This is a genomic window from Streptomyces sp. AV19 (assembly GCF_015999245.1).
In the GTDB taxonomy this organism is placed as follows: Bacteria; Actinomycetota; Actinomycetes; order Streptomycetales; family Streptomycetaceae; genus Streptomyces.
This window is the reverse complement of sequence record NZ_JAEAMR010000022.1, coordinates 177,270-202,596: the sequence shown is the minus strand read 5'-3', so window position 1 is coordinate 202,596 and position 25,327 is coordinate 177,270. Positions and strand designations below refer to the sequence as shown.

26 protein-coding genes and 2 tRNA genes are annotated in these 25,327 nt (G+C 75.0%); 18 read left to right on the top strand and 10 right to left on the bottom strand.

Features of this window, described 5'->3' with window-relative positions; all coding sequences use genetic code 11:
* The first annotated feature begins 170 nt into the window (after positions 1–170).
* From dhbC to I5Q34_RS29060, 5 genes are all read left to right on the top strand, one after another.
* Positions 171–1,397, top strand: a complete 1,227-nt coding sequence (gene dhbC / locus I5Q34_RS29080; RefSeq protein WP_374193071.1) for an isochorismate synthase DhbC — start codon at positions 171–173, stop codon at positions 1,395–1,397.
* A complete protein-coding gene (locus I5Q34_RS29075; protein ID WP_199895428.1) occupies positions 1,394–3,043 on the top strand; it encodes a (2,3-dihydroxybenzoyl)adenylate synthase in 1,650 nt (549 codons plus the stop codon). The genes dhbC and I5Q34_RS29075 overlap by 4 nt, the downstream gene beginning before the upstream one ends.
* 46 nt (positions 3,044–3,089) lie before the next feature.
* A complete protein-coding gene (locus I5Q34_RS29070) occupies positions 3,090–3,731 on the top strand; it encodes an isochorismatase family protein (RefSeq protein WP_199895427.1) in 642 nt (213 codons plus the stop codon).
* 5 nt (positions 3,732–3,736) lie between these two features.
* Entirely contained in the window at positions 3,737–6,427 is a 2,691-nt protein-coding gene (locus I5Q34_RS29065) for a condensation domain-containing protein (protein WP_199895426.1), read from the top strand.
* Between the two features lie 68 nt (positions 6,428–6,495).
* On the top strand, positions 6,496–7,167 hold the full coding sequence (locus I5Q34_RS29060) for a 4'-phosphopantetheinyl transferase superfamily protein (protein ID WP_199895425.1): 672 nt from the start codon (positions 6,496–6,498) through the stop codon (positions 7,165–7,167).
* Between the two features lie 100 nt (positions 7,168–7,267).
* On the opposite strand, the gene I5Q34_RS29055 is transcribed toward I5Q34_RS29060, so the two are convergent.
* Positions 7,268–7,341, bottom strand: a tRNA-Lys gene (locus I5Q34_RS29055).
* A 103-nt stretch (positions 7,342–7,444) separates the two neighbouring features.
* Here I5Q34_RS29055 and I5Q34_RS29050 point away from each other — a divergent pair.
* Positions 7,445–9,361, top strand: a complete 1,917-nt coding sequence (locus I5Q34_RS29050; protein ID WP_199895424.1) for a histidine kinase — start codon at positions 7,445–7,447, stop codon at positions 9,359–9,361.
* Positions 9,362–9,576: 215 nt separating this feature from the next.
* Here I5Q34_RS29050 and I5Q34_RS29045 read toward each other — a convergent pair whose 3' ends face one another.
* From I5Q34_RS29045 to I5Q34_RS29035, 3 genes are all read right to left on the bottom strand, one after another.
* The gene (locus I5Q34_RS29045; RefSeq protein WP_199895423.1) at positions 9,577–10,890 is read right to left on the bottom strand and encodes a hypothetical protein; all 1,314 of its coding nucleotides are present in this window, start codon (positions 10,888–10,890) and stop codon (positions 9,577–9,579) included.
* A gap of 4 nt (positions 10,891–10,894) precedes the next feature.
* The gene (locus tag I5Q34_RS29040) at positions 10,895–11,566 is read right to left on the bottom strand and encodes a 2OG-Fe(II) oxygenase (RefSeq protein WP_199895422.1); all 672 of its coding nucleotides are present in this window, start codon (positions 11,564–11,566) and stop codon (positions 10,895–10,897) included.
* A 111-nt stretch (positions 11,567–11,677) separates the two neighbouring features.
* A tRNA-Lys gene (locus tag I5Q34_RS29035) sits at positions 11,678–11,751 on the bottom strand.
* 184 nt (positions 11,752–11,935) lie between these two features.
* Between I5Q34_RS29035 and I5Q34_RS29030 the strand changes: the two genes are divergently transcribed.
* Genes I5Q34_RS29030 through I5Q34_RS29015 form a run of 4 tightly spaced genes read left to right on the top strand, consistent with a single transcriptional unit; the run spans position 11,936 to position 15,974 of the window.
* The gene (locus I5Q34_RS29030) at positions 11,936–12,877 is read left to right on the top strand and encodes an alpha/beta hydrolase (protein WP_199895421.1); all 942 of its coding nucleotides are present in this window, start codon (positions 11,936–11,938) and stop codon (positions 12,875–12,877) included.
* Entirely contained in the window at positions 12,870–13,997 is a 1,128-nt protein-coding gene (locus I5Q34_RS29025; protein WP_199895420.1) for an acyltransferase, read from the top strand. The genes I5Q34_RS29030 and I5Q34_RS29025 overlap by 8 nt, the downstream gene beginning before the upstream one ends.
* A gap of 46 nt (positions 13,998–14,043) precedes the next feature.
* Positions 14,044–15,300, top strand: a complete 1,257-nt coding sequence (locus I5Q34_RS29020) for a sensor histidine kinase (protein ID WP_234429688.1) — start codon at positions 14,044–14,046, stop codon at positions 15,298–15,300.
* The gene (locus tag I5Q34_RS29015) at positions 15,297–15,974 is read left to right on the top strand and encodes a response regulator transcription factor (protein WP_199895418.1); all 678 of its coding nucleotides are present in this window, start codon (positions 15,297–15,299) and stop codon (positions 15,972–15,974) included. Before I5Q34_RS29020 ends, I5Q34_RS29015 begins: the two co-directional genes overlap by 4 nt.
* On the opposite strand, the gene I5Q34_RS36175 is transcribed toward I5Q34_RS29015, so the two are convergent.
* Genes I5Q34_RS36175 through I5Q34_RS29005 form a run of 3 tightly spaced genes read right to left on the bottom strand, consistent with a single transcriptional unit; the run spans position 15,895 to position 16,471 of the window.
* Entirely contained in the window at positions 15,895–16,131 is a 237-nt protein-coding gene (locus I5Q34_RS36175) for a DUF6255 family natural product biosynthesis protein (RefSeq protein WP_374193070.1), read from the bottom strand. The two genes, I5Q34_RS29015 and I5Q34_RS36175, sit on opposite strands and share 80 nt — an antisense overlap.
* The gene (locus I5Q34_RS29010) at positions 16,128–16,277 is read right to left on the bottom strand and encodes a hypothetical protein (RefSeq protein WP_199895417.1); all 150 of its coding nucleotides are present in this window, start codon (positions 16,275–16,277) and stop codon (positions 16,128–16,130) included. Before I5Q34_RS29010 ends, I5Q34_RS36175 begins: the two co-directional genes overlap by 4 nt.
* Positions 16,274–16,471, bottom strand: coding sequence for a hypothetical protein (locus tag I5Q34_RS29005; protein ID WP_199895416.1), 198 nt, complete (start codon positions 16,469–16,471; stop codon positions 16,274–16,276). Before I5Q34_RS29005 ends, I5Q34_RS29010 begins: the two co-directional genes overlap by 4 nt.
* Positions 16,472–16,588: 117 nt before the next feature.
* On the opposite strand from I5Q34_RS29005, the gene I5Q34_RS29000 reads away from it, so the two are divergent.
* Genes I5Q34_RS29000 through I5Q34_RS28990 form a run of 3 tightly spaced genes read left to right on the top strand, consistent with a single transcriptional unit; the run spans position 16,589 to position 18,258 of the window.
* Positions 16,589–17,401 (top strand): helix-turn-helix transcriptional regulator, encoded by an 813-nt coding sequence (locus I5Q34_RS29000; protein WP_199895415.1) that lies wholly within the window; start codon positions 16,589–16,591, stop codon positions 17,399–17,401.
* Between the two features lie 14 nt (positions 17,402–17,415).
* Positions 17,416–17,607 carry a DUF397 domain-containing protein gene (locus tag I5Q34_RS28995; protein ID WP_199895414.1) on the top strand — a complete coding sequence of 64 codons (192 nt, stop codon included), beginning with the start codon at positions 17,416–17,418 and terminating at the stop codon, positions 17,605–17,607.
* Positions 17,608–17,643: 36 nt separating this feature from the next.
* A complete protein-coding gene (locus tag I5Q34_RS28990) occupies positions 17,644–18,258 on the top strand; it encodes a LysE family translocator (protein WP_199895413.1) in 615 nt (204 codons plus the stop codon).
* A 19-nt stretch (positions 18,259–18,277) separates the two neighbouring features.
* Here I5Q34_RS28990 and I5Q34_RS28985 read toward each other — a convergent pair whose 3' ends face one another.
* A complete protein-coding gene (locus tag I5Q34_RS28985; RefSeq protein WP_199895412.1) occupies positions 18,278–18,628 on the bottom strand; it encodes a VOC family protein in 351 nt (116 codons plus the stop codon).
* A 565-nt stretch (positions 18,629–19,193) separates the two neighbouring features.
* Here I5Q34_RS28985 and I5Q34_RS28980 point away from each other — a divergent pair.
* The 3 genes from I5Q34_RS28980 (at position 19,194) to I5Q34_RS28970 (ending at position 22,443) form a co-directional block, all read left to right on the top strand.
* Positions 19,194–20,441: an aminotransferase class I/II-fold pyridoxal phosphate-dependent enzyme gene (locus I5Q34_RS28980; protein WP_199895411.1), complete on the top strand. Its 1,248-nt coding sequence runs from the start codon at positions 19,194–19,196 to the stop codon at positions 20,439–20,441.
* A gap of 65 nt (positions 20,442–20,506) precedes the next feature.
* On the top strand, positions 20,507–21,556 hold the full coding sequence (locus I5Q34_RS28975) for an MBL fold metallo-hydrolase (RefSeq protein ID WP_199895410.1): 1,050 nt from the start codon (positions 20,507–20,509) through the stop codon (positions 21,554–21,556).
* Positions 21,557–21,597: 41 nt separating this feature from the next.
* The gene (locus I5Q34_RS28970; protein ID WP_234429687.1) at positions 21,598–22,443 is read left to right on the top strand and encodes a hypothetical protein; all 846 of its coding nucleotides are present in this window, start codon (positions 21,598–21,600) and stop codon (positions 22,441–22,443) included.
* On the opposite strand, the gene I5Q34_RS28965 is transcribed toward I5Q34_RS28970, so the two are convergent.
* The gene (locus tag I5Q34_RS28965) at positions 22,440–22,970 is read right to left on the bottom strand and encodes a GNAT family N-acetyltransferase (protein WP_199895408.1); all 531 of its coding nucleotides are present in this window, start codon (positions 22,968–22,970) and stop codon (positions 22,440–22,442) included. The two genes, I5Q34_RS28970 and I5Q34_RS28965, sit on opposite strands and share 4 nt — an antisense overlap.
* A gap of 234 nt (positions 22,971–23,204) precedes the next feature.
* On the opposite strand from I5Q34_RS28965, the gene I5Q34_RS28960 reads away from it, so the two are divergent.
* Positions 23,205–23,480, top strand: coding sequence for a hypothetical protein (locus I5Q34_RS28960; RefSeq protein ID WP_199895407.1), 276 nt, complete (start codon positions 23,205–23,207; stop codon positions 23,478–23,480).
* A gap of 121 nt (positions 23,481–23,601) precedes the next feature.
* On the top strand, positions 23,602–24,384 hold the full coding sequence (locus I5Q34_RS28955; protein ID WP_199895406.1) for an SGNH/GDSL hydrolase family protein: 783 nt from the start codon (positions 23,602–23,604) through the stop codon (positions 24,382–24,384).
* A 54-nt stretch (positions 24,385–24,438) separates the two neighbouring features.
* Here I5Q34_RS28955 and I5Q34_RS28950 read toward each other — a convergent pair whose 3' ends face one another.
* Complete coding sequence (locus tag I5Q34_RS28950; RefSeq protein WP_199895405.1) at positions 24,439–24,945, bottom strand: hypothetical protein; 507 nt, start codon at positions 24,943–24,945, stop codon at positions 24,439–24,441.
* Positions 24,946–25,327 lie beyond the last annotated feature (382 nt).

Below are 25,327 nucleotides of genomic sequence, written 5' to 3'. Positions count from 1 at the left end.
GGCGCGGGGGGGCCCACCGGGGGGGGCGGCCGCCCCGCCCCCCGGCCCGGGCGCGCCGGCGGGGCGGGCGGTAACCGTACCCCCCCCCCCCCCGGGGGGGCGGGCGGGGGGCGGCCCGCCACCCCCACCCCATGCCCGGTGCACGGCGCACCGGAGGAACGGAGCACCCGGTGACCACGGCTCAGCACGTGACCGCCCGGCCGAGCGGACCCGAGATACCCGACGACGCGGCGGAGGGCCCGGACACCGTCGGCGCCGCGACCGCGCTGCTGGAGGCGTACGACCACCGCGACGCGCGCTTCTTCGCCTCGGCCACCCGCACCCTCCTCGCCCACGGAGTGCGGGCCGAAGTGCCGCACGGTGACGCCCCGTTGCACCGCCGCGTCACCGAGACCCTCGACGCCCAGCTGCTCGACGGCCACGAGAACCCCGTCGTCGTCGGCGCCGTCCCCTTCCTCCCGGGCGCCCCCGCCGTGCTCGCCGTCCCCGAGACCGTCCGCTTCGCGCCCCCGCTGTCCCGGGACCCGCTCGCCGCCCTGCCCGTCGCGCCCCCCGCCGCCCTCGACTGGGACGTCCGGCCCGTCCCCGCGCCCGAGGGCTACGCCGCCGCCGTCGCCACCGCCGTCGAGCGGATGAAGCGCGGCGAGTTCGGCAAGGTCGTCCTCTCCCGCACCCTGGAGCTCACCGCGCCGCAGGAGCCCGACCTGACCGCGCTGCTCGGCCGCCTCGCCCGCCGCGACCCCTCCGGCTACACCTTCGCCGTGCCCTCCGGCCCCGGCCGCACCCTGCTAGGCGCCAGCCCCGAGCTGCTGCTCTCCAAGCGCGGCGGACGCGTCGTCACCAACCCCCTCGCCGGCTCCACCCCGCGCAGCGCCGACCTCGCCGAGGACGTCCGGCGGGCCGCCGCGCTCCTGGAGTCCGAGAAGGACCTGTACGAGCACGCCATGGTCGTCGACGCGATCCGCGACGCCCTCGCCCCGTACTGCCGCACCCTGGACGTGCCCGAGCGCCCCACCCTCGTGCGCACCGCCGCCATGTGGCACCTGTCCACCACCATCACCGCCGACCCCGTCGACCCCGGGATCTCCGCCCTCGAACTGGCCTGCGCCCTGCACCCCACCCCGGCCATCTGCGGCACCCCCACCGACACCGCCCGCGAGGTCATCGGCGAGCTCGAACCCTTCGACCGCGGCGCCTACACCGGCATGGTCGGCTGGGGCGACGCCAACGGCGACGGCGAGTGGGTCGTCACCATCCGCTGCGCCGAGGCCGAGGGCCGCACGCTGCGGCTGTTCGCCGGCGCCGGGATCGTCGAGCAGTCGTCCCCGGAGGCCGAGACCGCCGAGACGGCCGCCAAGTTCCGCACGTTCCTCCAGGCCGTGGGGGTCGAGCAGTGACCGGCACCCCTGACGCCCCCGGCTGCCCCGCCGAGTTCGCCGAGCGCTACCGCGCCGCCGGCTGGTGGCGCGGCGAGACCTTCGGGCGGATGCTGCGCGAGCGCGCCGCCGCCCACCCCGAGCGGGTCGCGATCGTCGACCCCGCGGGGGAGACCCGCCGCTGGACCTACGGCGAACTGGACGAGCGCGCCGACCGGCTCGCGGCCGGGCTCCTCGCCCGGGGCATCGGCAAGGGCGACCGGGTGGTCGTCCAACTGCCCAACGTCGCCGAGTTCTTCGAGGTCGTCTTCGCCCTCTTCCGGATCGGCGCGCTGCCCGTCTTCGCGCTGCCCGCGCACCGCGACAGCGAGATCCGCCACTTCTGCGCGTTCACCGAGGCCGCCGCGTATGTGATCCAGGACGTCGCCGAGGGCTACGACTACCGCGAACTCGCCACCCGCGTACGGGCCGACGTGCCGGGCCTCGAGCACGTCCTCGTCGTCGGCGACCCCGGCGAGCACACCGCGCTCGCCGACGTCCCCGCCGACCCGGTGCCCCTCCCGGACGAGCCCGAGCCCCACGAGCTGGCCTTCCTCCAGCTCTCCGGCGGCTCCACCGGCGTGCCCAAGCTCATCCCGCGCACCCACGACGACTACATCTACTCGCTGCGCGGCTCCAACGAAATCTGCCGGGTGGACGAGCACAGCGTCTATCTGTGCGCCCTGCCCGCCGCCCACAACTTCCCGCTCAGCTCGCCCGGCACGCTCGGCGCCCTGTACGCCGGCGCCCGCGTGGTCCTCGCCCCGCGCCCCAGCCCGGACGTCGCCTTCCCGCTCATCGAGCGCGAACGCGTGACCATCACCGGCCTGGTGCCGCCGCTCGCCCTGGTGTGGACCGAGGCCGCGGCGGCCGGCACCCCGTACGACCTCTCCAGCCTGGACGTCCTGCTCGTCGGCGGCGCCAAGTTCAGCGAGGAGGCGGCCCGCCGGGTGCGGCCCGCGCTCGGCTGCACCCTCCAGCAGGTCTTCGGCATGGCGGAGGGCCTGGTGAACTACACCCGGCTCGACGACCCCGAGGAGACGATCGTCACCACCCAGGGCCGTCCCATCAGCCCCGACGACGAGATCCGCGTCGTGGACGACGAGGACCGCGAGCTGCCCGTGGGCGCCACCGGACACCTGCTCACCCGCGGCCCGTACACCATCCGCGGCTACTGGCGCGCCCCCGAGCACAACGCCACCGCCTTCACCGCCGACGGCTTCTACCGCACCGGCGACGTCGTCCGGCTCACGGAGACCGGGCACATCGTCGTCGAGGGCCGGGCCAAGGACCAGATCAACCGCGGCGGCGAGAAGGTCGCCGCCGAGGAGATCGAGAACCACCTCCTCGCCCACCCGTCCGTGCACGACGCCGCCGTCGTCTCCATGCCCGACGCCTACCTCGGCGAACGCACCTGCGCGTACGTGGTGTTGCGCGAGGGCGCCGAGCCGGTGAAGTCGCCGGCCCTGAAGAAGTTCGTCCGGGAACGCGGCCTGGCCGCCTTCAAGATCCCCGACCGGATCGAGTTCGCGGCCGCCTTCCCCCAGACCGGCATCGGCAAGGTCTCCAAGAAGGACCTCCGCGCCGCCATCGCCGCACAGCTCGCCGCCGCGACCGCACAGCACTGACGCGACCGCACAGCACTGAACTGATCAGTACGGAAAGGCCCGCACCATGGCGCTCCCCGCCATCGCCCCCTATCCCATGCCCACGGAGGAGGACCTCCCGGCGAACAAGGTCGACTGGACCGTCGACCCGGACCGCGCCGTCCTGCTCGTCCACGACCTGCAGAACTACTTCCTCGGCGCCTTCACCGAGGGTGCCTCGCCGCTCACCGGACTCCTCGCCAACGTCGGCCGGCTGAAGAAGGAGTGCGCGCGGCTGGGTGTGCCCGTCGTCTACTCCGCCCAGCCCGGCGGCCAGAGCCCCGCCGAGCGCGGGCTCCAGCAGGACTTCTGGGGGCCCGGACTGCCCGACGACGAGCGGGCGAAGGCCATCGCCGACGCGGTGGCGCCCGGCCCGGACGACACCGTCCTCACCAAGTGGAAGTACAGCGCCTTCGTCCGCTCCGACCTGGACGGGATGATGGCCGCGCAGGGCCGCGACCAGCTCGTCGTCGTCGGCGTCTACGCCCACATCGGCGTCATGATGACCGCCTGCGACGCCTGGATGCGCGACATCAGGCCCTTCCTCGTGGCCGACGCCGTCGCCGACTTCTCGGCCGAGGACCACGCCACGGCCCTGCGCTGGGCCGCCGCCAAGTGCGCCGTCGTCACCACCACCGACCGGCTCCTCGCGGACCTCGAAGGGAACTGACGGCCATGCCCCCCACCCGAGGCCGGGCCCTCCCCGAGTGCGGACCCGCCGACCGCGCGCCGCGGACCGCGGGCCCGGCCGACGGGGGGACCGCCGTCCCGGCGGGCCTGCCGCTGACGGCCGCCCAGGCGGAGCTGTGGCACGCCCAGGCCCGCGACCCCCGCAGCCCGGCGCTGAACACCGCCGTGTACCGGGAGATCCGCGGGCCGCTCGACCCCGTCCTGTTCGCCGAGGCGCTGCACCGCACCGTCGGCGAGGCGGACGCCCTGCGGATGCGGATCACCGTGAGCCCGGACGGGCTGCGCCAGCGGCCCATCGCGCTCGAACCGCCCGGCCACGGCTTCCCGTTGTGCGCCGCCGACCTGCGCGGCGACGGCGACGCCTTCGCCACGGCCCTGGCCTGGATGCGCTCCGACCTGGAGCGCCCCTTCGACCTCGGCACCGGACCGCTCTTCGCCCACGGCCTCTTCCGCCTCGGCGACGCGCACTGGCTGTGGTACCGGCGGGTCCACGCCGCGGTGCTCGACGCGCACGGCCACACGCTGGTGGACCGCCGCGTGGCCGAGGTCTACACGTCCCTCGCCGCCGGTACGGACCCCGGCCCCAGCCCGTTCGGCCGCCTGACCGACCTGGTCGCGAAGGACACCGCGTACCGCACGTCGGCGGTCCACGACCGCGACCGGGCGTACTGGCGGAGGCGGTTGGCGGGCTTCCAGGGGGCGGTCGGGGACGTCCCGGCCGCGCGGCGCGCCGGTTCCGCCGGAGCCGACCGGGCCGCCGGGCCGGCCCGCAGCGACTTCCTCGGCTGGACCGCGTGGCCGGAGGGCTCCGCCGCCGCGACTTTGGGGGCCGTCCTGCCCGCCCCGGGGCCGGCCGCCCCGGAAGGCGACCCGGCCACCGGGCCCGGCGGCGTGCCCATCCGGCTGCGGCACACCGCGCGCCTCGACGCCGTGACCACCGACCGGCTGCGCGAACTCGCCGCCGCCGTGCGGGGGTCCTGGGCCGGGCTGCTGTTCGCCGCGCAGGCGCTGCACCTGTGCCGGGGCACCCGCACCGGGGACATCGTCCTCGGGCTGCCGATGACCGGACGCACCTGCCCCGCCGCCCTGCGCGTGCCGGGGGCCGTGGCCAACGTGCTGCCGCTGCGGCTGACGGCCGGCGAGGACACCACGTTCGCCGAGCTCGTCCGCCAGGCCGACCTCGGGATCCGCGAGGCCCGGCGGCACCAGCGGCGGCGCCGGGCCGGGATCCGCCGCGAACTCGGCCTGCCCGGCGGGGAACGCGCGCTCTCCGGACCGCTCGTCAACGTCGTGCCCGGGGAGGACGGGATCACCTTCGCCGGGGCCCCGACCACCCTGCACCCGCTGGTGTCGGGCGCGCCCGACGACCTCGTCGTCACCCTCCGCGACGCCGACGACGGCGGCCTGCGCGTCGACCACGACACCGAACCCGCCGCCGACGCGCGCCCGCAGGACTTCCTCGCCCTGCTGGCCCGGCTCGCCGACCGCGACCCCCACCTGCCGCTCGCCGCGCTCGCCCGCGCCGACGACGACGAACGCGCCCGCGTCCTGACCGAGTACAACGACACCGCCACCGCCCTGCCGCCGACCACCCTCATCGGCCCGGTCGAGGCCCGGGCGGCCCGCACGCCCGGCGCGACCGCCCTGATCGCGGGCCACGAGCGGCTGACCTACGCGGAGCTGAACGCCCGCGCCAACCGGCTGGCCCGCCGGCTCCTCCCGCTCGGCGTGCGCCCCGGCGCCTTCGCGGCCGTCGCCCTGCCCCGCTCCGCCGACCTGGTGGTGGCCGTGCTCGCCGTCCTCAAGGCGGGCGGCGCGTACATCCACCTGAGGCCCGGGGCGGAGGCCGGTCCGTACGAACGGCTCGCGCCCGTCTGCGTGCTGACCTCGGGCGACCCCGCCCCACCGGGCATCACCGCGCCCGTCGTCGACCTGGCCGCCGCCGACCTGCGCGGCCTGCCGGCCACCGACCCGGGGCGCCCGCTGACGCCGCACCACCCGGCGTACGCCGTCCGCTCCGACGGCCAGGCCCTCGTCGTCCCGCAGTCGGCGGCCGACAACCGGCTGCGCTGGATGCAGGGGCGGTACGGGCTGACCGCCGCCGACCGGTTCCTGCCGGGCGACGACGGCTCACTGGCCGAGCTGCTGTGGCCGCTGCGGGAGGGCGCCGCGCTGGTCCTGGACCCCGACCCGGCCGCCGCCGTCCGCGAACACGGCGTCACCGTGGCCGCCCTCGGCCCGGAGCTCCTCGGCCGCCTCCTCGCCGGCCCGGACGGCACCGCGCGGCTGCGGCACGTCCTGACCGACGGGACGCCACCGGACCGCGCGGACACCGAGGGCCTGCGCGTGCACCACCACTACGGACCGGCCGGGGCCGCGGGCGCGGCGTGCCGCTCGTACGGACCGGGGGAGCCGGCCACGGCCCTCCGGCCCGGGTGGAACGTCCGCCTCCATGTGCTGGACCCGGCCCTGGCCCCCTGCCCGCCCGGCGTCACCGGCGAACTGTGCGTCGCGGGCGCCGTCCTGGCCACCGGCTGGCCGGCCCGCCCGGCCCGCACGGCGGCCCGCTTCACGGCCGATCCGTTCGGCCCGCCGGGCACGCGCATGTACCGTACGGGCGAGGCGGCCCGCCGCCGCGAGGACGGCAGCGTCGAGCTGCTCGGCGGGCCCCTGTGACTCCGGCCTCGGTGGGTGCCGCCGCCGAGGCCGGTACGGCCGGAACGACCCCGGAGAGGAACGTGCCCATGCGCCCACGGCCGTTCGGTGACGACCCGCTGCCCGGCCCGTGGACCCCGGGCGGACCCGAGGTGTGGCTGCTGCGCGGCGCCGACGGCACCACCGGCCACGAGCACGTGCTCGACGCGGGCGAGCGCGCCCGCGCCGCCGCCTTCGCCCGCGCCGGACACCGCGAGCGCTACGTCGCCGCCCACGTCGCGCTGCGCCGGCTGCTCGGCGCCTATCTGGGACGGGCCCCGGAGGAGGTGGAGTTCGTCCGCGAGCCCTGCCCCTGCTGCGGCGAGCCCCACGGACGCCCGGCCGTGCCGGGCGCCCCGCTCCACTTCAACCTCTCGCACGCGGGCGACCTGGCGCTGTTCGCCTTCGCGGACGTGCCCGTGGGCGCGGACGTGGAGCAGGAACCGAGGGCGTCCGTCGTCGCGGACGTCGCGGGTTCGCTGCACCCGCGCGAGACCGCCGAACTGGCCGCGCTCCCGGAGGCGGAGCGGGTCCGGGCGTTCGCGCGCTGCTGGACGCGCAAGGAGGCGTACCTCAAGGGCACGGGCACCGGGCTGGCGGAGGCCCTGTCGGTGACGTACGTGGGGTGCGGGGAGCAACCGGCCTCGCCGGACGGCTGGTCGCTGCGGGACGTGGAGGTGGGGGAGGGGTACACGGCGGCGCTGGCGCTGGCCGGGGTCTGAGCGGCGTACGGGCCTGAGCGGCGCACGGGCCTGAGTGGCGCACAGTGCCGCAAAACGCTTCGGGCCCCCGCCAGTTCACCGGCGAGGGCCCGAATTCCAGTGCGCCACCAGGGACTCGAACCCCGGACCTACTGATTAAGAGTCAGTCGCTCTAACCAACTGAGCTAGCGGCGCGGGCAGAACGTTACCTGATCTCCTGTTCGAAGCAAAATGGTGCGGGGAGGGTGCGGGGTCCGAACAAGGATTGATCGACCAACTGTGAGCGCATACATACCTTGTGTCATCGAACGGCTCACTCGCCCCTGTTGTCCCGGCCGTCCCGCCCTCAAGGGGCTGGGGAGGGGCGGCCCTTGCCGGTCACTGTCTCGCCGGACTGTGCCTGGCCCCCCTCGCGGCCGCGCTCGCCCTGGTCGCCCTCGGCGGTGCCCCGGCCGAACTCGCCCGGTCCGGCGGCGGTCCCGTGACGGCCGTCTGCTTCCTGGCCGCGGGAGCGTCGGTGCTGCGCGGCCGGCGCCCGGACCGGCGGCGGCTCGCCCGCGCCCTGTTCGCCGTCTCCGGCCTCACCGGGCTGTACGTGCTCGGGGCCGTGCTCGACGGACCGGCGGCGGCCCGGATCACCGGCCCGCTGCCGCCCGGCTGGGTCCCGCTCCTGACGAACGCCGGGGCGCTCGGCGGGCAGGGCGCCCTCGCGCTGGTACCGCTGTGGTCCGCCGGGTGCGAGGGCTTGTCCCGGTTCCGGAGCGCGGCCGCCGGCGCGGCGGTGGTGGTCTTCGGCAGTTGCCTGGCGTCGCCGCCCTTCGGTGACCGGTTCCCCTGGCTGCCACAGGCGTTCGCCCTCGCCGTGCTCGTACGGCTGGTCCCGCGGGCCGTGCGCGCCCGGGGCGTCGCGCGGCACCGGCTCGTCGTCCTGCTGCCGGCGTGCGGCGCGTACTGGACGGCTCCGTCGCTGCCGCCTTCCGCCCTGCCGCCCGTCGGCACCGCGGCCGCCGTCGCCGTGGCCGTCGTCTGCGCCGCCGACCCCGTCCGGCCCGACCGCCTGCTGCGGCCCGTCGTGGTCGCGCTCGTCCTCGGCCTCGGCCTCTCCCGTCTCTACGGCGGCCTGTGCGCGCTGCTGACGGACGGGTTCGGGGCCTCGCGCGTCACGGCCGCGGCCGTGTCCTCGGGCCTGGTCGCCCTCGTCGCCCCGCCCGCCGTCCCCCGGCTGCTGCGCGCCCTCGACCTGCTGCCGCACGGCCGCCGCTCCGGGCCGTACGGCGCGCTGCGCGTGCTCGGCGACGAACTCGCCCGCCGCCGGACGCCCGCCGAGGCGGGGCGGGCCGTCTGCGACGTCCTCGTCCGCGGGTTCCGCGTCCCCGCCGCGGCCGTGGCCGTGCGCACGCCGCACGGCTTCCGCGAACTCGCCCGCGCCGGGGGGCTGTCCGACGGCTCCGGTGCGACCACGGTGGACCTGCGGCACCACGGCGAGTGCGTCGGCCGCCTCACCGTCGGCGCGCGCGACCTGGACGAGGACGACCGCGCCGTCCTCGAACACCTCGGCGCCCGGCTCGCCCCCGTCGTCCGCGACGCCGGACTGCACGACGGGCTGCGGGCCGGGCGCGAGCGGGCCGTGGCCGGCCGGGAGGACGAACGGCGGCGCCTGCGACGCGAACTGCACGACGGGCTCGGGCCCGTCCTCGCCACGATCCGGCTCAACGTGGAGACCGCCGGGTCGCTGCTGGCCGGTGCCGATGCCCGGGTGCCGCGGCAGATGCTCGACGCGGCGCGCGCCGGGACGGAGCACGGTCTCCGTGAGGTGCGCCGCCTCGCGGACGGGCTGCGCCCGCCGGACGTCGACGAGCACGGCCTCCCCGGGGCCCTGCGGCTGCTCGCCGCCCGCTTCTCGGACGCGGCCGTCTCGGTGGACGTGCCCGACACCGTCCCCGACCTGTCCGCGGCCTGCGAGGCGGCGGCGTACCGCATCGCGGAGGAGGCCCTGAACCAGGCGGTGCGTTATGCCGGCGCGGCGCGGGCGACGCTGCGGCTTACCGTTCCGGGCGGCACGGAGGTGACCGTCGAGGTCGTGGACGACGGGGCGGGGACGGCGGGGGTGCGGCTGCTGGCGGAGCTGGCGGAGGAGGTGGGGGGTGTGCTGGCGGTGGAGGACGTGAGGGGAGGTGGAGGGACGGTGGTGCGGGCGGTGTTGCCGCTTGGCTGAGCGGTGTGTGTTTTGCCCCTGCCCCGCCCTTTCACCGTTTCTCGCGCGCTCCGCGCGGGGCAACGTGGCTGCGCCGCGTTCGTCCTCAAACGCCGGACGGGCTGGTTCAGCCCGTCCGGCGTTTGAGGACATCGCCCGAAGGGTGATGCGGGCCATGGGGCGGAGCCCCGGAAGAAACGGTGAAAGGGCGGGTCCGGGGCAAAATCACCGACCAATCAGGCCCGAGCCGTAACCGCCGGCACCACCCCCACCACCCCCTCCCCGAACCGCCGGTCCACATACCGCTCCCACCCCCCATGTGCCGCCACCCACACCGCCACCTCACCCTCCCCGCCCGGCACCTCCGCCAACAGCCGCTCGAACACCCGCCCGTGATACGCCACCGCACCGTCCCCCAGCCGGCACACCGTCCACCGCCGGTCCGCGAGCTCCCCCACGTGCCCCCGCAGCAACACCTCCGCATCGCGGCAGAACGTGACATCGTCCTCGAACACGAGCACGTGCTCCAGACCCCGCCGCCGCGCCAGTTCCACCGCCCGCCGGTGCGAGAGCGCGTACCCGACGCCCGGAGAAGAGCCGGCGACCGCCGGGAGACGGCGGACGAGCCCGTCGGCGCCGAGCCGGCCGAAGCGCCGCGCCGCCGCGACCCAACGCGACGGCTCCGCATCGGAGTTGACGCACAGCATCGCGTCGAAGTAGTCGAGCGGATGCGACCGCTCCGCCGCGTGCCCGGCCACCCACCCGTCGACCACGTCCCCGTACGCCTCCCGGCAGTGGTCGACCACCGGCTCCACGGCCAGGCCCGCCTCCTCCCACGCGAGGAGCCGGTCGCGGCAGATCGCGGCAGGATCGGGAGAGCCGTCCCGCGGGCGCCGCGTCCACCGCAGGAACGGCAGGCACAGCACCCGTGCTCCCGCCGCCCGGTACTTCTTGTGCAGGTAGCCCTCCTCCGCGCCGTGCCCGCGCAGCCGCGGGTTGAAGCCGGGCCACGCGTCGCGTCGGCAGGCGAACAGCCCCAGGTCCTGCATGCCGATCTCGAACGGCGGCGCGTCCGCGTCCGTGCCGCGCGGGTCGCACCCCCACATCCCGAACGAGGCGCCGTCGAACACCGGGTCCCGGTGCGTGCGCACGGTGCGCAAGTCCTCGTCGAGCAACGGCCCCTGGAACAGGTCGCGCGTGCCGGGACGCGCGTCCGCGAAGGCGAGGAGGCGGGCGAGCGCGCCGGGCGCGAGCAGCGCCCCGGAGTCCACGCACAGCACCCACTCGGTGCGGGCCTCGCGGACGGCGAGGTCCCGCAGGGCCGAGCCGCGCACCTGCTCGCAGGTCGCGTACCGCAGCCAGGGGAGCCCGCGCAGGGCGGGCGCGCCGGGGCCGTCCGGATCGCCGTCGACGACGAGGAGGTCGCAGCGGCCGGCCGCCTCGGGATGGTGGAGCCGGAGTGCCAGGGCGGTGAAGTACGCCCCGTCGTGGTCGTCGTCGCGGACGGCGACGGCGACGGTCAGCCGGACGGAGGGCGGCGCGGGAGTCACGGGATCACCGGTCGGCCGCGCCGAGCCAGCCGTGGAACGCGAACCGGCTGTCCAGCAGCTTCGCGGACGGGCTGGTCACCGGACGGACCTGGTACCAGGCGTCGGCGGGGAAGAAGAGGAGCGAGTCGTGGTCGGGCCGCACGTCCCGGAACGACTCCGCGACGCCCGGCCGGCCCTCGCGGACCGTGCTGTCGAAGACCCGCGTCTGACCGCCGGTGAACCCGCGCGGCCTACGGTGCAGGTGGTAGAGGAAGGTGATCCGGCCCGCGCCCGCGGAGTCCCGCACCGGCGCGGGCTGCGCCCCTTCGCCGCCGGGGAGTTCGTTGTGCATGGTGAGTCCGAAGGACACCCGCGCGTCGGTCACCGGCACCCCCAGCAGCGTCATCACCATCGGCGCCAGTCGCGTCACCACCGCCACCAGCGCCGGGAACCGCGCCGTCTGGTCGGCGCAGCGCCAGGACGGCGGGACGACCGACTCCGCCTCGGCGCCCCGGTCCCGGACCTCGGCCATCAGCGCGTGGCACCCCTCCTCCAGCAGCCGGTCGGCCGCGGCCGCGCCCAGCACGTCGTCGAACCGGCACATCTGCGTGGCCAGTACCACCGCCGTCGTGGCCGTCGCCCGCGGCGCGGCGTCACCGGGCGGCGGCGCCTCGGCCACCCCCACGTTCTCGGTCATCGCGACACCTCCGCGTCCGGTCCGGGCATGCGAACAGGGGTACCACCGGGCGTACGGCGCGAAACGACCGTGGCCCCCGACGGACGAACCGGCGGGGGCCACGATGAGCAGTGCGCCACCAGGGACTCGAACCCCGGACCTACTGATTAAGAGTCAGTCGCTCTAGCCAACTGAGCTAGCGGCGCGGCAAAAACGTTACCCGATCTTCCGTTCGAAGCAAAATTGCTGTTCAGGGAGGTGCCACCCCCTACTCGTCATACTTCCGGGCTACCCGCGGGGAGTACCCCGCAGCGGGACGCCGACCACCCGGCCCCCTTCCTACCGTCCCTACCGAACACCCCGAGAACCCGGTACGGAAGGACCTTTCCGATGGCGCCCCGCCCGCCCGCACGCCGCACCCTGCTCGCCGCACTCGTCGCCGCCTCCGTGGCCGTGCCCGTGTCGGCCGTGGCCCGGCCCTCCGCCGTCCCGGCACCCGAGCCGTCCGCCCTGCCGCCGCTGCGGTCCGTCGCCCCCGCCGCCCTCGACGGCCGTTACGCCGCCGTCCGCGACGACATCCGGGCGGCCGGGCGGGCGGCCGGGGCCCACGGCGACCACCGGCGCGCCGCCGCGCTGGAGGCCATGGCCGCGCCCGGCCGGCACTTCCTCTCCTTCGACGGCCGCGACGGCGGCCGGTCCGCCGAGGTCGTCGGCGACCTGTCCCGGGCCGACCGGATCGCCGTACTGGTGCCGGGATCGGACACCGGCCCGGAGAAGTACGGGCGGCTGCGGGCCGGCGCGACGGCGCTCCGGGAGCGGCTCGGCGCGCGGTCCGCCGTCGTCGCCTGGCTCGGCTACCGCACCCCCGCCACGGCGAGCGCCGAGGTGCTCACCCCCGGCCGGGCGAACGCCGCCGCCGGTGAACTGCGGCGGTTCGTCGCCGAGTTGCGGCGGGCCGCACCCGGCGCCCGCACCTCCGTGCTGTGCCACTCCTACGGCTCGGTGGTCTGCGGCCGGGCCGCGGCCGGACTCGACGTCGCCGACCTCGTCCTCTACGGCAGCCCCGGCACCGGCGCCCGCGACGTCGCCGCCCTGCGCACCCGGGCCGTCGTCTGGGCCGGCCGCGCCACCGGCGACTGGATCGCCGAGGTGCCGCACACCCGCCTCGAACTGCCCTTCACCACCGTCGGGTTCGGCACGGACCCGGTGTCGCCCGCCTTCGGCGCCCGCGTCTTCGCCGCGGGCGACGGCGGCCACGGCGACTATCTGCGGCCGGGCTCCGTGCCGTTGGAGAGCATCGCCCGCATCGTCACCGGGCACGGTCGTGCGTGACCTCGCCCGGCGCGTCGACGCCGCCACCCCGCCCGGGCGCGACCGCGCCCTCGACGCGCTGCGCGCCTTCGCCATCCTCGGCGTGGTGCTCGGCCACTGGCTGGTCACCGCGCTCGTGACCGACAGCGGCACGGTGCGCGCCGTCAGCCCGCTGCACGCCATGCCCGCCCTCACGCCCGTCTCCTGGCTGCTCCAGCCGCTGGCCGTCTTCTTCATGGTGGCCGGCCGGACGGCCGCCTCCTCCCGGGAAGTGCCCTACCGGCGGTGGCTCGGGGCCCGCATATCCCGGCTGTTCGGCCCCGTCCCCGCCCTGATCGCCGTCTGGGCGACGGCGTCGGTCGCGATGCTCGCCGCCGGGACGTCCTTCGACACCCTGCACGCGCTGCTCAAACTCGTGCTCTCCCCGCTGTGGTTCCTGCTCGTCCTCGCCGTGCTCACCGCGGCGACCCCGCTCGTCGCGCGACTGCACCCGCTTTGGCCGTTCGCCGTCGTCCTCCTCGTCGACCTGGTCCGCTTCGGCGCGGACGGCCCCGCCGCCCTCGGCTGGATCAACGTGGCGGCGGGCTGGCTCGTGCCGTACTGCCTCGGCGCCGCCCTCGCCCGGGGCGGCCCGCGCGGCCGGACGACCGGCTGGGCGCTGCTGCTCGGCGGGGCCGCCGCCACCGCGGCGCTGGTGCTGTGGGCCGGCTACCCCGCCGCCATGGTCGGCGTCCCCGGCGCCCGGATCTCCAACCTCAACCCGCCCACCCTCGCCGCCGTCACCTTCGGGCTCGCCCAGTGCGGGGCGGCCCTGCTGCTCCTCGGCCCGCTGCGCCGCGTGCTGCGCCGCCCCGCCGCCTGGCTCGCGGTGGCCCTGCTCAACCTCTCCGCCATGACCGTCTTCCTCTGGCACCAGACCGCGATGATGGCGGTCACCGCCCTCGGTCTCCTCGCCGGCCGGCCCCTGCCCGGCCTGCACACCCTTCCCGACGGCCCGGGCTGGGCGCTCGCCCGGCTCGCCTGGCTGCCGGTGTTCGCGGCGGCGCTGCTGGTGTGCCGGTCCGCCTTCCACATCCACGAGGTGCGCCGTATCCACGAGGTGCGCCGTCCCGCCGGTACGCAGGAGGTACGACATGTCTAGGGTGGATCTTGTGAAACGGGGGGACGAAAGAGGCGGCAGGGAACAGATGGCCGCCACGCTGCGCGCGATACCGCGCGCCCTGCGCACGGATCTGTTCACGCTCGCGCGTGATCCCATGCCGCGCTCCGTCTGGCTGGGCCCGCTGCCGCACCTCCACGTGGTGCTGCTCGCCGCACTCCTGGCCCTCTACAACGCCAGCGAGAACGAGCGGATCCTCGCGGCGGACTCGACCGTGGCACTCCTCACCATGCTGCAGTCCGCCCCCGTCGTCCTCGCCCTCTCCCGTCCCGTCCCCGCCTGGTGGCTGTCGACCCTCGCCCTCTCCCTGACCGGGGCGCTGGCGGAGGAGCCCGGTCCCGGTATGACCGTCTGGTGGCCCTGGAGCCTGTCGGCGCTGCTCCTGCACACCCTCGTCCTGCTCCTGCTCGCCCTGCGGGTCCGCCCTCTCGCCGCCGTCGCGGCGCTGGCCGTCACCCTGCTCGCGGGGGCCGCCGACATCGTGTTCGTGGTCGGGCGCCGCCCGCAGGCCGTCACCTGGGACGCCCTGGTCCTCGCCATGGCCGTCGTGCTCGGCGCCTCGCTGCGCCAGGGCCGCGTGGCCCGCACCCGCCTGGCCGAGCAGCAGGAACTCACCGCCGACGAACGGGCCCGGCGCACCCTCCTGGAGGAGCGCGGCCGCATCGCCCGCGAACTGCACGACGTCGTCGCCCACCACATGTCCGTCATCTCCATCCAGGCGCAGGTCGCCCCGCACCTGGTCGAGAACCCCTCCCCGGAGCTGCGGGAGAACCTCGCCGGCATCCGCGCGAGCGCCGTCGAGGCGCTCACCGAACTCCGCCGCGTCCTCGGTGTCCTGCGCTCGGCGGAGGGTCCGGCCGAGGCGCAGCGGCACGCCCCGCAGCCCACCCTCGCCCAACTCGACGACCTGGTCGCCAAGGTGCGCGCGGCCGGGGTCACCGTCACCACCGCCACGACCGGCCCGGTGCGGCCGTTGTCGCCCGGCGTCGAGCTGTCCGCGTACCGCATCGTCCAGGAGGCGCTGAGCAACGCGATGCGGCACGCGCCCGGCGCGACGGTGCGCGTCGAGACGGCGTACGGGCCCGGCGCCCTCTCCGTCCGGATCACCAACTCCGCGCCCGAGCGCCCCGCCCCGCCCTCGCCGGGCGCCGGCCACGGGATCCTCGGCATGCGCGAACGCGCCGCCATGCTCGGCGGCGACCTCGCCACCGGACCCGTCCCGGGCGGCGGTTACGAGGTGGCCGCCGTCCTGCCCGCTTCCCCTTCCGCCGAGGTAACCCCATGACGACCGCCATCCGCGTGCTGATCGCCGACGACCAGGCGATGGTCCGCCAGGGCTTCACCGTGCTGCTCAACGCCGAGCCCGGCATCGAGGTCGTCGGCCAGGCCGTGGACGGACTCGACGCCGTCGGCAAGGCCGCCGAACTCGCCCCCGACGTCGTCCTCATGGACATCCGCATGCCCGTCCTCGGCGGCATCGAGGCCACCCGCCGCCTCACCGGACCGGCGGACGCCACCGTCAAGGTCCTCGTCCTGACCACCTTCGACCTGGACGAGTACGTCTACGAGGCGCTGCGCGCCGGTGCCTCCGGCTTCCTCCTCAAGGACGCCTCGGCCGAGGAACTCGCCCAGGCGGTACGGGTCGTGGCCGCCGGTGACGCCCTCCTCGCGCCGAGCGTCACCAAGCGGCTCATCGCCGAGTTCTCCCGGATGAGCGGGGCCGCTCCGCGCGCCCCGCTCAAGGAGCGGGTCGGCGCCCTGACCGAGCGCGAGACGGAAGTGCTGTCGCTGGTCGCCCAGGGCCTGTCCAACGCCGAGATCGCCGAGCGCCTGGTGGTCGCCGAACAGACCGTGAAGACCCACGTCAGCCGGATCCTCCTCAAGCTCGGCCTGCGGGACCGGACGCAGGCGGCCGTCTTCGCGTACGAGACGGGGCTGGTGCGGCCGGCGGGCCACTGAACGCGGGCCCCGCGTCCCGGTACTCCTGGCCGGACCACCGCAGCGCCGCGTACGAGGGGAAGCGGCGCACCCCGCAGTCGGAACAGGTGATGACGTGGAGGTCGGTTGCCCAACCCGGCCCGGGATGGCGGCAGTTCGCCGCCGGTGTCCTGCTCATGAGTGCGCCGTGCGCTGGTGGCGGCCCATGAGGACGGTCCAGTCGGTGGCGGCGGAGCGGTCGCCCTCGCGGGTCGCCCGGTAGTACGCGGCCTTGATGCGGTCGCATTCGGCGCAACGGGGCGGTGGCGTGCGTTGGTTGTTCACTTTCCGCTCCCGTTGAGCGAGCGGATGCTCTCGGGGACGGCGTGCCACTCGACGCCGCCGCCGGGCGGGCGGAGCCGGTAGAGCGACCAGCGGTGGTCCATGACCTCGCCCACGCGTTTGCGGGCCGCGTCCCATACGAGTTCGCCGATCAGGGGTGCGTAGGCTTCGCGAGCTTGTTCGGGGGTACAGGCCATGGGGGGAACCTCTCGATGTTCACTGTCTGCACATCAAGGGTCGTGCTGTGCTCATGGGGTGAACAAGACGGGGGCCTGGACGGGGCCAACTGTCTCAAGATCATCGGGGGTTGGCGCATGGGTGCGGAGGCTGTTGAGCCGGAGTCGCCGCTGGAGCACTTCGGTGTCGAGGTGCGGCTGGAGCGGGAGCGGCTGGGAATCTCGCGGAAGGAGCTGGCGAAGGAGGCGCACTGTGGGTACTCGCTGGTCGCGAAGGTGGAAGCAGGGCAGCGTGTTCCCCCTCCGGGGTTCGCGGAGGCGTGCGATCGGATCTTCCCGGGTTCTCATGGGCGCTTTACCCGGTTGTGGCGGCTTGTGTTGAAGTGCGCGTTCCCGCCGTCGTTCCGTAAATACGTGGAGCTGGAGGAGAAAGCGACGGTCATCCGCCGGTTCAACTGCCAGTTGGTGCCGGGGCTCGCTCAGACCGAGGAGTATGCCCGGGCTCTGATGGCAACTGGCCGTGCGCGGAACCAGGAGGAACTGGTGCAGGCTCGAATGGTGCGTCAGCGCATCCTGGCACGTGAGCATCCGCCTCAATTGTGGATCGTGTTGGATGAACAAGCTCTCCGGCGAATGTTCGGCGGGCCGATTGTGATGAAGGGGCAGTTGGAGAGGCTCCTGGAGCTGGCAGACGCGAAGCCGCACGTCGTGCAGGTGGTCCCCGAGGGGGAAGACTCCTTTCACGGAATCGTGTCACCGTTTGGCTTGCTCTCCTTCGATGACGGCACCGATGTGGTGCACGTGGACGGCTTCCTGGGTGAGCAGTTGCTGGCGGAGCCGAAGGACCTGGCCTCGGCGGAGGAAGCCTTCACGTTGCTCTGCGCGGAAGCGCTGCCGCCCAAGGAGTCGTCTGCCTTGGTCAGATCGGTGTTGAAGGAACGCTATTCGTGAGAGGTGTATCTCGAATGTCTGAAATGGTCTGGCGTAAGTCCAGCTACAGCACCAATACCGGAACAGAGTGCCTTGAAGTTGCGGACAGCATGTCCGACTGCATACCGGTCCGGGACAGCAAGATTCCCCACGGTTCGACCATTTCCTTCCCTGCTCCCTCCTGGAGCGCATTCCTCGCCGGCCTCTGGCACCAGGCCCTACCCTGATCACCCCGAGCGGGCAGCGCCCCGCACACTGGGTGCATGTGGATGCAAGTTGCAACGGCTACGGGCGTGCTCGCCCTGCTCACGATCGTGCCCGGGCCCGACATGGCCGTGGTCACCAAGCGCGCCATCGCCTCCGGACGGTCGGAGGCCCTGCGGACGGCCGCCGGGATCACGACCGGACTGCTGATCTGGGGCGTGTTCACCGTCGTGGGGCTGGCGGCCGTGCTCGCCGCGTCGGCGGAGGCGTACTTCGTCGTCAAGATCCTCGGCGCGGCGTACCTCGCGTACCTCGGCGTCCAGGCGCTGTGGCAGAGCCGGAGGGCGGCGGTGCCGCGACCGCAGGAGTCGAAGGGCGCGCGGAGCCCGTACGTGTCGGGTCTGGTGACCAACGTCCTGAACCCGAAGATCGCCGTGTTCTACACGGGCCTGTTGCCGACGCTCGCCCCGGACGGGCTGTCGACGGAGGCGGGCATGGGCCTGCTGGTCCTGCTGCACGCGGCGCTGACGATGGGCTGGCTGGGCGGCTACGTCTGGCTCGTCTCGCGGGCGCGGTCGGTGTTCGAACGGCCGCGCGTGCGGCGGGTGTTGGACCGGGTGACCGGTGTCGTCCTGATCGGCTTCGGCCTGCGGGTCGCCACCGAGGCCGGGTGACGACCCGCGGCCGGGCGTATCAGTCCTGCTTGCGGTCCACGTACTCGAAGATCGACCCGTCCGGGTGCCGGGCCACGAGGTTGCGGCCGATGGGGGTCGGCACCGGGCCGGCGATGATGTCCGCGCCGACCGCCGTCAGGTCGGCGAGGGCCTCGTCGACGTCCGTCACCGCGATCGTGGCCGTGATCTTCCGGAGGATGGACAACTCCGCCTCGGGGCCGCTCATCAGGAAGAACGAACCGACGGCCGCGACGGAGACGCCTCCGCGCCGGAAGCGCAGTGCTTCCGCGCCGGTGAGTCGTTCGTAGACGGCGATCGCCTCTTCGAGATCGCGGACGCACACCCTTAGCGAAGTCCCCAGAATGTTCATGGAAACCAGGCTAGTTGTCCGGGGGCGGGGGGGAAGACGGCCTTGCGGGGGAGGGTGGGGGGCGAATGGCCGGTCCCTGTACAGGAGTTCGTCGGGTTTCACCCGTACCGGGGAATGGTGTCGGGGGAGGTGTGCCCCCGCCCCGTCCTTTCACCGTTTCTTCCGGGGCTCCGCCCCTCGGCCCGGCACCGCGCTGCGCGCGGTGAGCGGGGGCTTCGCCCCCTGCGCCCCCACCGGGGCTTCGCCCCTGGCCCCCTTGCGGGGCTGCGCCCCTGCGCCCCGCTTCGGGGCTCCGCCCCGGACCCCGTATCGCGGCTCCGCCGCTCGTCCTCAAACGCGCGGGTTGCGAAGGGGCGCAGCCCCTGCGGAAACGGTGAAAGGGCGGGGCTGGGGAAGAATCCCCCGGGCCGCCATCACCCACCCGCCCGCGCCAGGCGGCCCCACCCCGCCCCATCTGCGAAGGTGGACGGAAAAACGCGCCACGCCAGGCCGGGGCACAGGCCGGGGCACGGCCCGGGGCGCAGCCCGGGGCAAAGGCCGGGCACGCAGCGAAGGAGGTGCACGGATGCGGCAGCGCTCCACGCCACCCCCCGGCGTCCCCGCCTCCGAAGGCGGAACCGCCTTCCCCGGCCCCGAGCCCTCCCTCCCCGTACTCCCCGAGCTCGCCGAACGCTTCGCCGCGGCCGCCGGCCGGGCCGCCCCCGAGCCCCTCGGCGGCAGCCGGGAGCTCCGTACCGCCGCCTGCGGCCACTGGGCCCGCCGCGGGCTCGCCGCGGACCCCGCCGACGTCGTCGCCGCCCCCGGCGCCCAGCCCCTGCTGCTCGCCCTGTTCGCGTCCGCCGGCGGCGAGGTCCTGCTCACGCGGCCGTGCGCCGCCTGGTACGCCCCGCTGGCGCGGCTCGCGGGGCGGCTGGCGTACCACGTGCCCGTACCGGCGGAGTGCGGCGGCGTCCCCGACCCGTTCGCCCTGCTGGAGACCGTGGCCCGGATCCGGGCCGAGGGCGGCAGACCGCGGTTCCTCGTGCTGTCGGTCGCCGACGACACCACCGGCACCGTCGCCCCGCCCGAGACCCTGCACGAGGTCTGCGAGGCCGCGGCCGCCGAGGAACTCACCGTCATCAGCGACGAGACCTGGCGGGACGGCCGGCACGACCCGCACGCCACCGTCTTCGTCGGCCCGGCCGAGATGTACCCGGACCGGGTCGTCGTCCTCACCGACCTAGCCGGCGGTCCGGTCCCGGCCGCCTGGCCCGCCGCCGTCGCCCTCTTCCCCCGGACCGCCCCCGGGCCCGTCCTGCGCACCCGCGCCCTCTCCGTCCTGGCCGCGCTGCGCGCGGAACTGCCGCCGCCCGTCGCGGCCGCAGCGCTGTGGGCCCTGGGCGAGCCCGCGCCCGTCCGCGCCCGCGCGGCCGCCGCCGCCCGGCTGTACGCGTCCCTGACCGGTGCCGTCCACGAGCGGATCACCGCCGAGGGCGTGCTCGCACGCCCCCCGCAGACGGGCCCGCACCTCTACGCGGACCTGGGCGAACTGCGCGCGCCGCTGGCCCGGCGCGCGGTCACCGACTCCGTCGAACTGGAGGACCGGCTGACCGCCGCGCTCGGCCGGCCCGTCCCCGGCGGACACCGGTTCGGGGACGAACCGGACGCCCTGCGCGTCCGTCTCTCCGCGCTCCCGCTCCTGGGAAACGATGGCGACACCGGCGACGACCTGCGCCGCCGCGCCCTCGACGACCCCGACCCGCCCGCGCTGCCGGACGTCGCCCGGGCCCTGGACGCCCTCGGCGCGGCGTTCGCCGAACTGGCCGGCGGCTGAGACCGGCCCGCCGATGATGTCCGTCCACCGTCGATGAGCCTGCTCTCCCCGAACGGAGCCCTTCGATGACCGAGCAGACCGAGCGCTCCCTCGCGGCCCCGCGCCCCACGGGGGAGATCCGCATCTGGCCCCGGTCGTTCGCCGACCGCCTCACCGCCCCGCTGCCCGGCGTGCGGGCCTTCGCCCGCCTCGCCCGGGAGGGGAGGCTGCGCCCCTCCGCCGCCTCCCTGCGCGAGATCCCCGGCGTGCCCGTGAACCCCGGCGCGCCACCCGCCGTCAACGCGGCCACCGTCGCCGTCACCTGGGCCGGGCACGCCAGCTGGGTCCTGAGCATCGGCGGCCTCACCGTGCTCACCGATCCCGTCTGGTCCCGCAGGATCCTCGGCACCCCGCCCAGGATCACCCCGGTCGGGGTGGCCTGGAGGGACCTGCCGCGGGTCGACGCCGTCGTCATCAGCCACAACCACTACGACCACCTGGACGCCGCCACCCTCAAGCGGCTGCCCCGCGACACCCACCTCCTGCTCCCCGCCGGCCTCGGCCGCTGGGCGCGCCGCCGCCGCTTCACCCGCGTCACCGAACTCGACTGGTGGGAGGCCGTCGAACTGCCCGGCGCGGCCGGGCCGGTGCGCTTCGACTTCGTCCCCGCCCATCACTGGAGCAAGCGCACCTTCACCGACACCTGCCGTTCCCTGTGGGGCGGCTGGGTGGTGACGGCCCCGTCCGGGCAGCGCGTCCACTTCGCGGGGGACACCGGCTACGGCCACTGGTTCGGACGCATCGGCGCCCGCTACCCCGGCATCGACCTGGCGCTCCTGCCGATCGGCGCGTACGACCCGCGCTGGATGCTCGGCCCCGTGCACACCGACCCCGAGGAGGCCGTGCGCGCCTGCCAGGACCTGGGCGCCCGGGCGATGGCGCCGATGCACTGGGGGACGTTCCTGCTCTCCGCCGAGCCGCCGCTCGAACCCCTGCGCAGGGTGCGGGCGGCGTGGGCCGCGACGGGCAGACCGCGGGACGAGCTGTGGGACCTGCCGGTCGGCGGGTCACGGGTACTGGAGCCCGGCGGCGGCCGGAAGGCGCGGGCCGCCTCCGCGGGCCCGCTCGCGACGTGAGGACGGTATGGACGTGAGGAAGGCATGGACGTGAGGACGGCATGACTCCGCCGCGGGGCATGACCAGCTTCGACGACATCTACGACCGGCCCGACCCGCGCGCCTACTTCACCCGGCTGGCGCCCCTGGAGTACCGGATCCCGCACCACGCGCAGCCGGTCTTCCGCGCCGCCGTCGCCGAACTCGCCCGCCGCCGGCCCGGCGTGCCGGTCACCGTCGTGGACCTCTGCTGCTCCTACGGCATCAACGCCGCCCTGCTCAACCACGACATCACCCTGGACGACCTCTACGACCGCTACACGGGACCCGCGGCGGCCGGCCTCGCGCCCGCGGAACTCGCCGCCGCGGACCGGGAGTTCTACGCGTCGCGCCGCAGGCCGGACGCCGTCCCGGTCGTCGGCGTGGACGTCTCGCCGCGGGCCGTGGCCTACGCGGCCGCCGCCGGGCTGCTGGACGCCGCGTTCGCCGAGAACCTGGAGACCGCCCCCGCGAGCCCGGCCCTCGCCGCGGCGCTCGCCCGGGGCGGGCTGGTCACCGTCACCGGCGGCCTGAGCTACGTCGGGCCGCGGACCTTCGACGCCGTCGTCGCCCCCTCCGGCGGCCGCGCCTGGGTGGTCGCGTTCGCCGTACGGCCCGTGGACTACCGGCCCGTCGCCGACGTCCTGCGCCGGCACGGGCTGGCCACCAGAACGTCCGAACGCACCTACCCCCAGCGGCGTTTCACGGGGCCGGACGAGCGGCGCGGCGCCCTGGAGCGCGTCAGGGCCGCCGGGCTCGACCCGGCCGGACGGGAAGCGGAGGGCTGGTACCACGCCGTCCTGCACGCGTCGCGGCCGGCGGAGGACTGGGACCAGCGAGGACCGGGACTGGCGGAGGACCGGGACTAGAGGCGGGGCTCCAGGACGTGCACGCGCAGCGGCACCCCGAGCGCCGGGTGCCGCGTCTCGCGCTCCCGCCGCATGCCGAGCTTGCGCATGACCCGCTCGGAGGCGTCGTTCCCTATGGCGTGGACGCTGACCACCCGGGCCAGCCCCCGGCCGCTCAGCGCGAAGTCCAGCGCGGCGCGGGCCCCTTCGGTGGCCAGGCCCCGGCCCCAGTGCGCGCGGCCGAGGCGCCAGCCGATCTCCACGGCGGGCAGGATCTCCGGCAGGTAGCGCGGCACCGACAGGCCCACGAAGCCGATGAGTTGACGGCCCTGGCGCAGCTCGGCCGCGAAGAGGCCGATGCCCCGCTCGTCCCACTCCCGTTCCCACGCGGCGATCCCGGCGGCGGTCTGGCCCCGGTCCTGCACGGATCCGTCGCCGATCCAGCGCATCACCTCCGGATCCGCGTTGATGGCGGCCATCGGCTCCAGATCGTCCTCGCGCCAACGGCGCAGCGTCAGCCGGGGGGTTCGCAGCAGCGTGGTCGTCATACGGGCATCCTGCCCATTCGCATGCAGCTCAGTCGCGCCCGGTGCATCCCGCGCACCTTGCGCCCCCGTGGCTGGAATGCGCTTTCGTGCCCTTGGCGACATACAGCCCTGAGGCGGGAGGAATTGGGCACAAGGCCCCGCCGGAACGGGCCCTCCGCGCCGCCTCGTATATGGTGACCGACCTAAATCAGACACCCCCCATCGGGTCCATTTCGACCCGGTCTGGAGAGAGTTATGCGCCGTCGTATATCCACCTTCGCCGCGACCGCCGTCCTGACGGGCGGTGTCCTGCTCGGGTCCGCCCCCGTCCAGGCCGTCGCCGCGCACGCCGTCACCTGCAAGCCCGCCGAGATGCAGCGGGACATCGCCAAGCTGAAGGCCAAGGCCAACCGGCTCAAGCACGAGGGCGAGTACGCCGCGGCCAAGCGGACCCGCGCCCAGGCGGACGCCATCCAGCGCAAGCTCAACGCGTGCGTCGTCGGCGACCGGAACAGCTCGCGCAAGTTCTGACGGGGAGCCGTGCGGGGGCGGGCGCCTCCCGCCCTTCGCGCGGCGCGCCCGAAAGGGGGACGAGTGGAACGGCGAGGAAGGCGGTAAGAAACCACCTCACCGGGAAGCCGAAGGAGCCCATGTGCGTACCCCCCGCCGCGCCGCCCGTCTCACCACCGCCCTCGCCGCCGCACTCGCCCTGAGCTGGGCGGTCCCCGTGCCCGCCGGCGCGGGACCGGGTTTTTCCTACGCCGCCCTCGGCGACTCGTTCTCCTCCGGCCTCGGCGCCCACGACTACGACCTGTCCTCCGGCCGGTGCTTCCGCAGCCCGCACGCCTACGGACCCCGGTGGGCCGCCGCGCACCACGTCACCGACTTCCGCTTCGCGGCCTGCGCGGGCGCGACCAGCCACGACCTGCTCATCCGTCAACTCCCGTCCCTGCGGCCGGACACCGACCTGGTCACCCTCACCCTGGGCGGCAACGACGTCGACTACGGGCGCGTCATGCCGGCGTGCAGCATCGGCCCGTCCACGACGTGCGAGGCGGAGACGGACCGGGCCGAGCGGCTGATGGACCACACCCTCCCCGCCCGTCTGGACGCGGCGTACGCGGCCGTCGCCCGCCGCGCCCCGCACGCCCGCGTGATCGTCCTCGGCTACCCCCACCTCTTCGGCGACGCCCCCTGCCTGGTCCCGGCCCCGCCGCGGGCCCGCCGGATGGACGCGGCCCTGAACCACCTGGACGCGGTCATCGCCGACCGTGCCCGCGCGGCGGGTTTCGCGTACGTGGACGCGCGGGGGAGGTTCGCGGGGCACGGGGCGTGCTCCGGGAGGCCGTGGATCAACCCGGCGGGCCTGGCGGTGTGGGAGTCGTACCACCCCAATGGGGACGGGTACTTGGGGTATGCGAGCCTTCTGCCGTGAGGGCGATGTGCGCGTGGCCCGGCCGCCATCGCGCCGGGCCACGCGAGCGGTGCCTCAGACCTTGAAGCTCAAGAAGAGGTCCGTATGGCCGCCCTGGTCCGGCTTGATGCTCCATGTCGAAAGTCCGCCGCAATTCGGCAGGTTGTAGAGCTTCACGCTGCTGTTGGTCAGATTGACCAGGACGTGGTGGAGCGGCAGAGGCAAGTTGTGGCAGCCCTCGGGATTGGCATAGTGCTCGAGAGGCGTCAAGTCCGCCTTGAACACCACCACTTCCCCGTCGGCCGCCTGGGCCGGAACGCCGGACCCGACGGTGAGCGCGACCGCGAACGACGCTGCGGTCAGGCCCGTTACGAGACGCTTCTTCCCGGTGAATCGGCGCGTTTCTCCTCCTGGATCGGTCGTACTTTGTCGACTGCGGCAAGGAGTTGTTCGCGGAACGGCGCGCGGAATGAGCGGAATGAAGAGGGCTGTCTCTCGGGGAGAAGAACCCTTCCCGTCAAGGAAACGATGACGGCGGCATGTGGCGGCGGGCAATACCCGGGTACGCGGCTTGACCCGCAAGAGCTATTAGTCGCGTATACGGATAACCCGGTCTCCGGGAGCAGCCGGGCCGCAGTCGCGGCTTTGTCCGGGGATTTGACACGGGGAGCGGACGCCGCGTCCTGGGACGACCTCGCGGACGCCCGGTCGGGCTGCCCGGACGGCGGGGACGCGTCGTCCTCGGCACCGGGCGGGATCGTCGGCCTCCTGGAGGGGCTGCGCGGCACCGGTGGGGTGTCCTCGTGGCCGCTCTCGCCGTGGCCGCCGTCCTCGCGGGCTTCGTGCTCCCGCCCGACCGGATCATGAAGCCGACCGGATCATGAAGCCGTTCGGGTCGGTCCCGGCCCCGGGCGTCCCGGCGGCCCGGGCTCCGGGGGTGGTGGACGAATCGCGGTCCGGGGGC

Coding starts and splice junctions, on each gene's coding strand:
- I5Q34_RS28990 (WP_199895413.1), top strand. CDS start 17,644: ATGTGGATGCAAGTTGCAACGGCTACGGGCGTGCTCGCCCTGCTCACG.
- I5Q34_RS29020 (WP_234429688.1), top strand. CDS start 14,044: ATGGCCGCCACGCTGCGCGCGATACCGCGCGCCCTGCGCACGGATCTG.
- I5Q34_RS29070 (WP_199895427.1), top strand. CDS start 3,090: ATGGCGCTCCCCGCCATCGCCCCCTATCCCATGCCCACGGAGGAGGAC.
- I5Q34_RS29030 (WP_199895421.1), top strand. CDS start 11,936: ATGGCGCCCCGCCCGCCCGCACGCCGCACCCTGCTCGCCGCACTCGTC.
- I5Q34_RS29005 (WP_199895416.1), bottom strand. CDS start 16,471: ATGGCCTGTACCCCCGAACAAGCTCGCGAAGCCTACGCACCCCTGATC.
- I5Q34_RS28960 (WP_199895407.1), top strand. CDS start 23,205: ATGCGCCGTCGTATATCCACCTTCGCCGCGACCGCCGTCCTGACGGGC.
- I5Q34_RS28995 (WP_199895414.1), top strand. CDS start 17,416: ATGTCTGAAATGGTCTGGCGTAAGTCCAGCTACAGCACCAATACCGGA.
- I5Q34_RS28970 (WP_234429687.1), top strand. CDS start 21,598: ATGACTCCGCCGCGGGGCATGACCAGCTTCGACGACATCTACGACCGG.
- I5Q34_RS29015 (WP_199895418.1), top strand. CDS start 15,297: ATGACGACCGCCATCCGCGTGCTGATCGCCGACGACCAGGCGATGGTC.
- I5Q34_RS29000 (WP_199895415.1), top strand. CDS start 16,589: ATGGGTGCGGAGGCTGTTGAGCCGGAGTCGCCGCTGGAGCACTTCGGT.
- I5Q34_RS36175 (WP_374193070.1), bottom strand. CDS start 16,131: ATGAGCAGGACACCGGCGGCGAACTGCCGCCATCCCGGGCCGGGTTGG.
- I5Q34_RS29060 (WP_199895425.1), top strand. CDS start 6,496: ATGCGCCCACGGCCGTTCGGTGACGACCCGCTGCCCGGCCCGTGGACC.
- I5Q34_RS28980 (WP_199895411.1), top strand. CDS start 19,194: ATGCGGCAGCGCTCCACGCCACCCCCCGGCGTCCCCGCCTCCGAAGGC.
- I5Q34_RS28975 (WP_199895410.1), top strand. CDS start 20,507: ATGACCGAGCAGACCGAGCGCTCCCTCGCGGCCCCGCGCCCCACGGGG.
- I5Q34_RS28985 (WP_199895412.1), bottom strand. CDS start 18,628: ATGAACATTCTGGGGACTTCGCTAAGGGTGTGCGTCCGCGATCTCGAA.
- I5Q34_RS29065 (WP_199895426.1), top strand. CDS start 3,737: ATGCCCCCCACCCGAGGCCGGGCCCTCCCCGAGTGCGGACCCGCCGAC.
- I5Q34_RS28965 (WP_199895408.1), bottom strand. CDS start 22,970: ATGACGACCACGCTGCTGCGAACCCCCCGGCTGACGCTGCGCCGTTGG.
- I5Q34_RS29040 (WP_199895422.1), bottom strand. CDS start 11,566: ATGACCGAGAACGTGGGGGTGGCCGAGGCGCCGCCGCCCGGTGACGCC.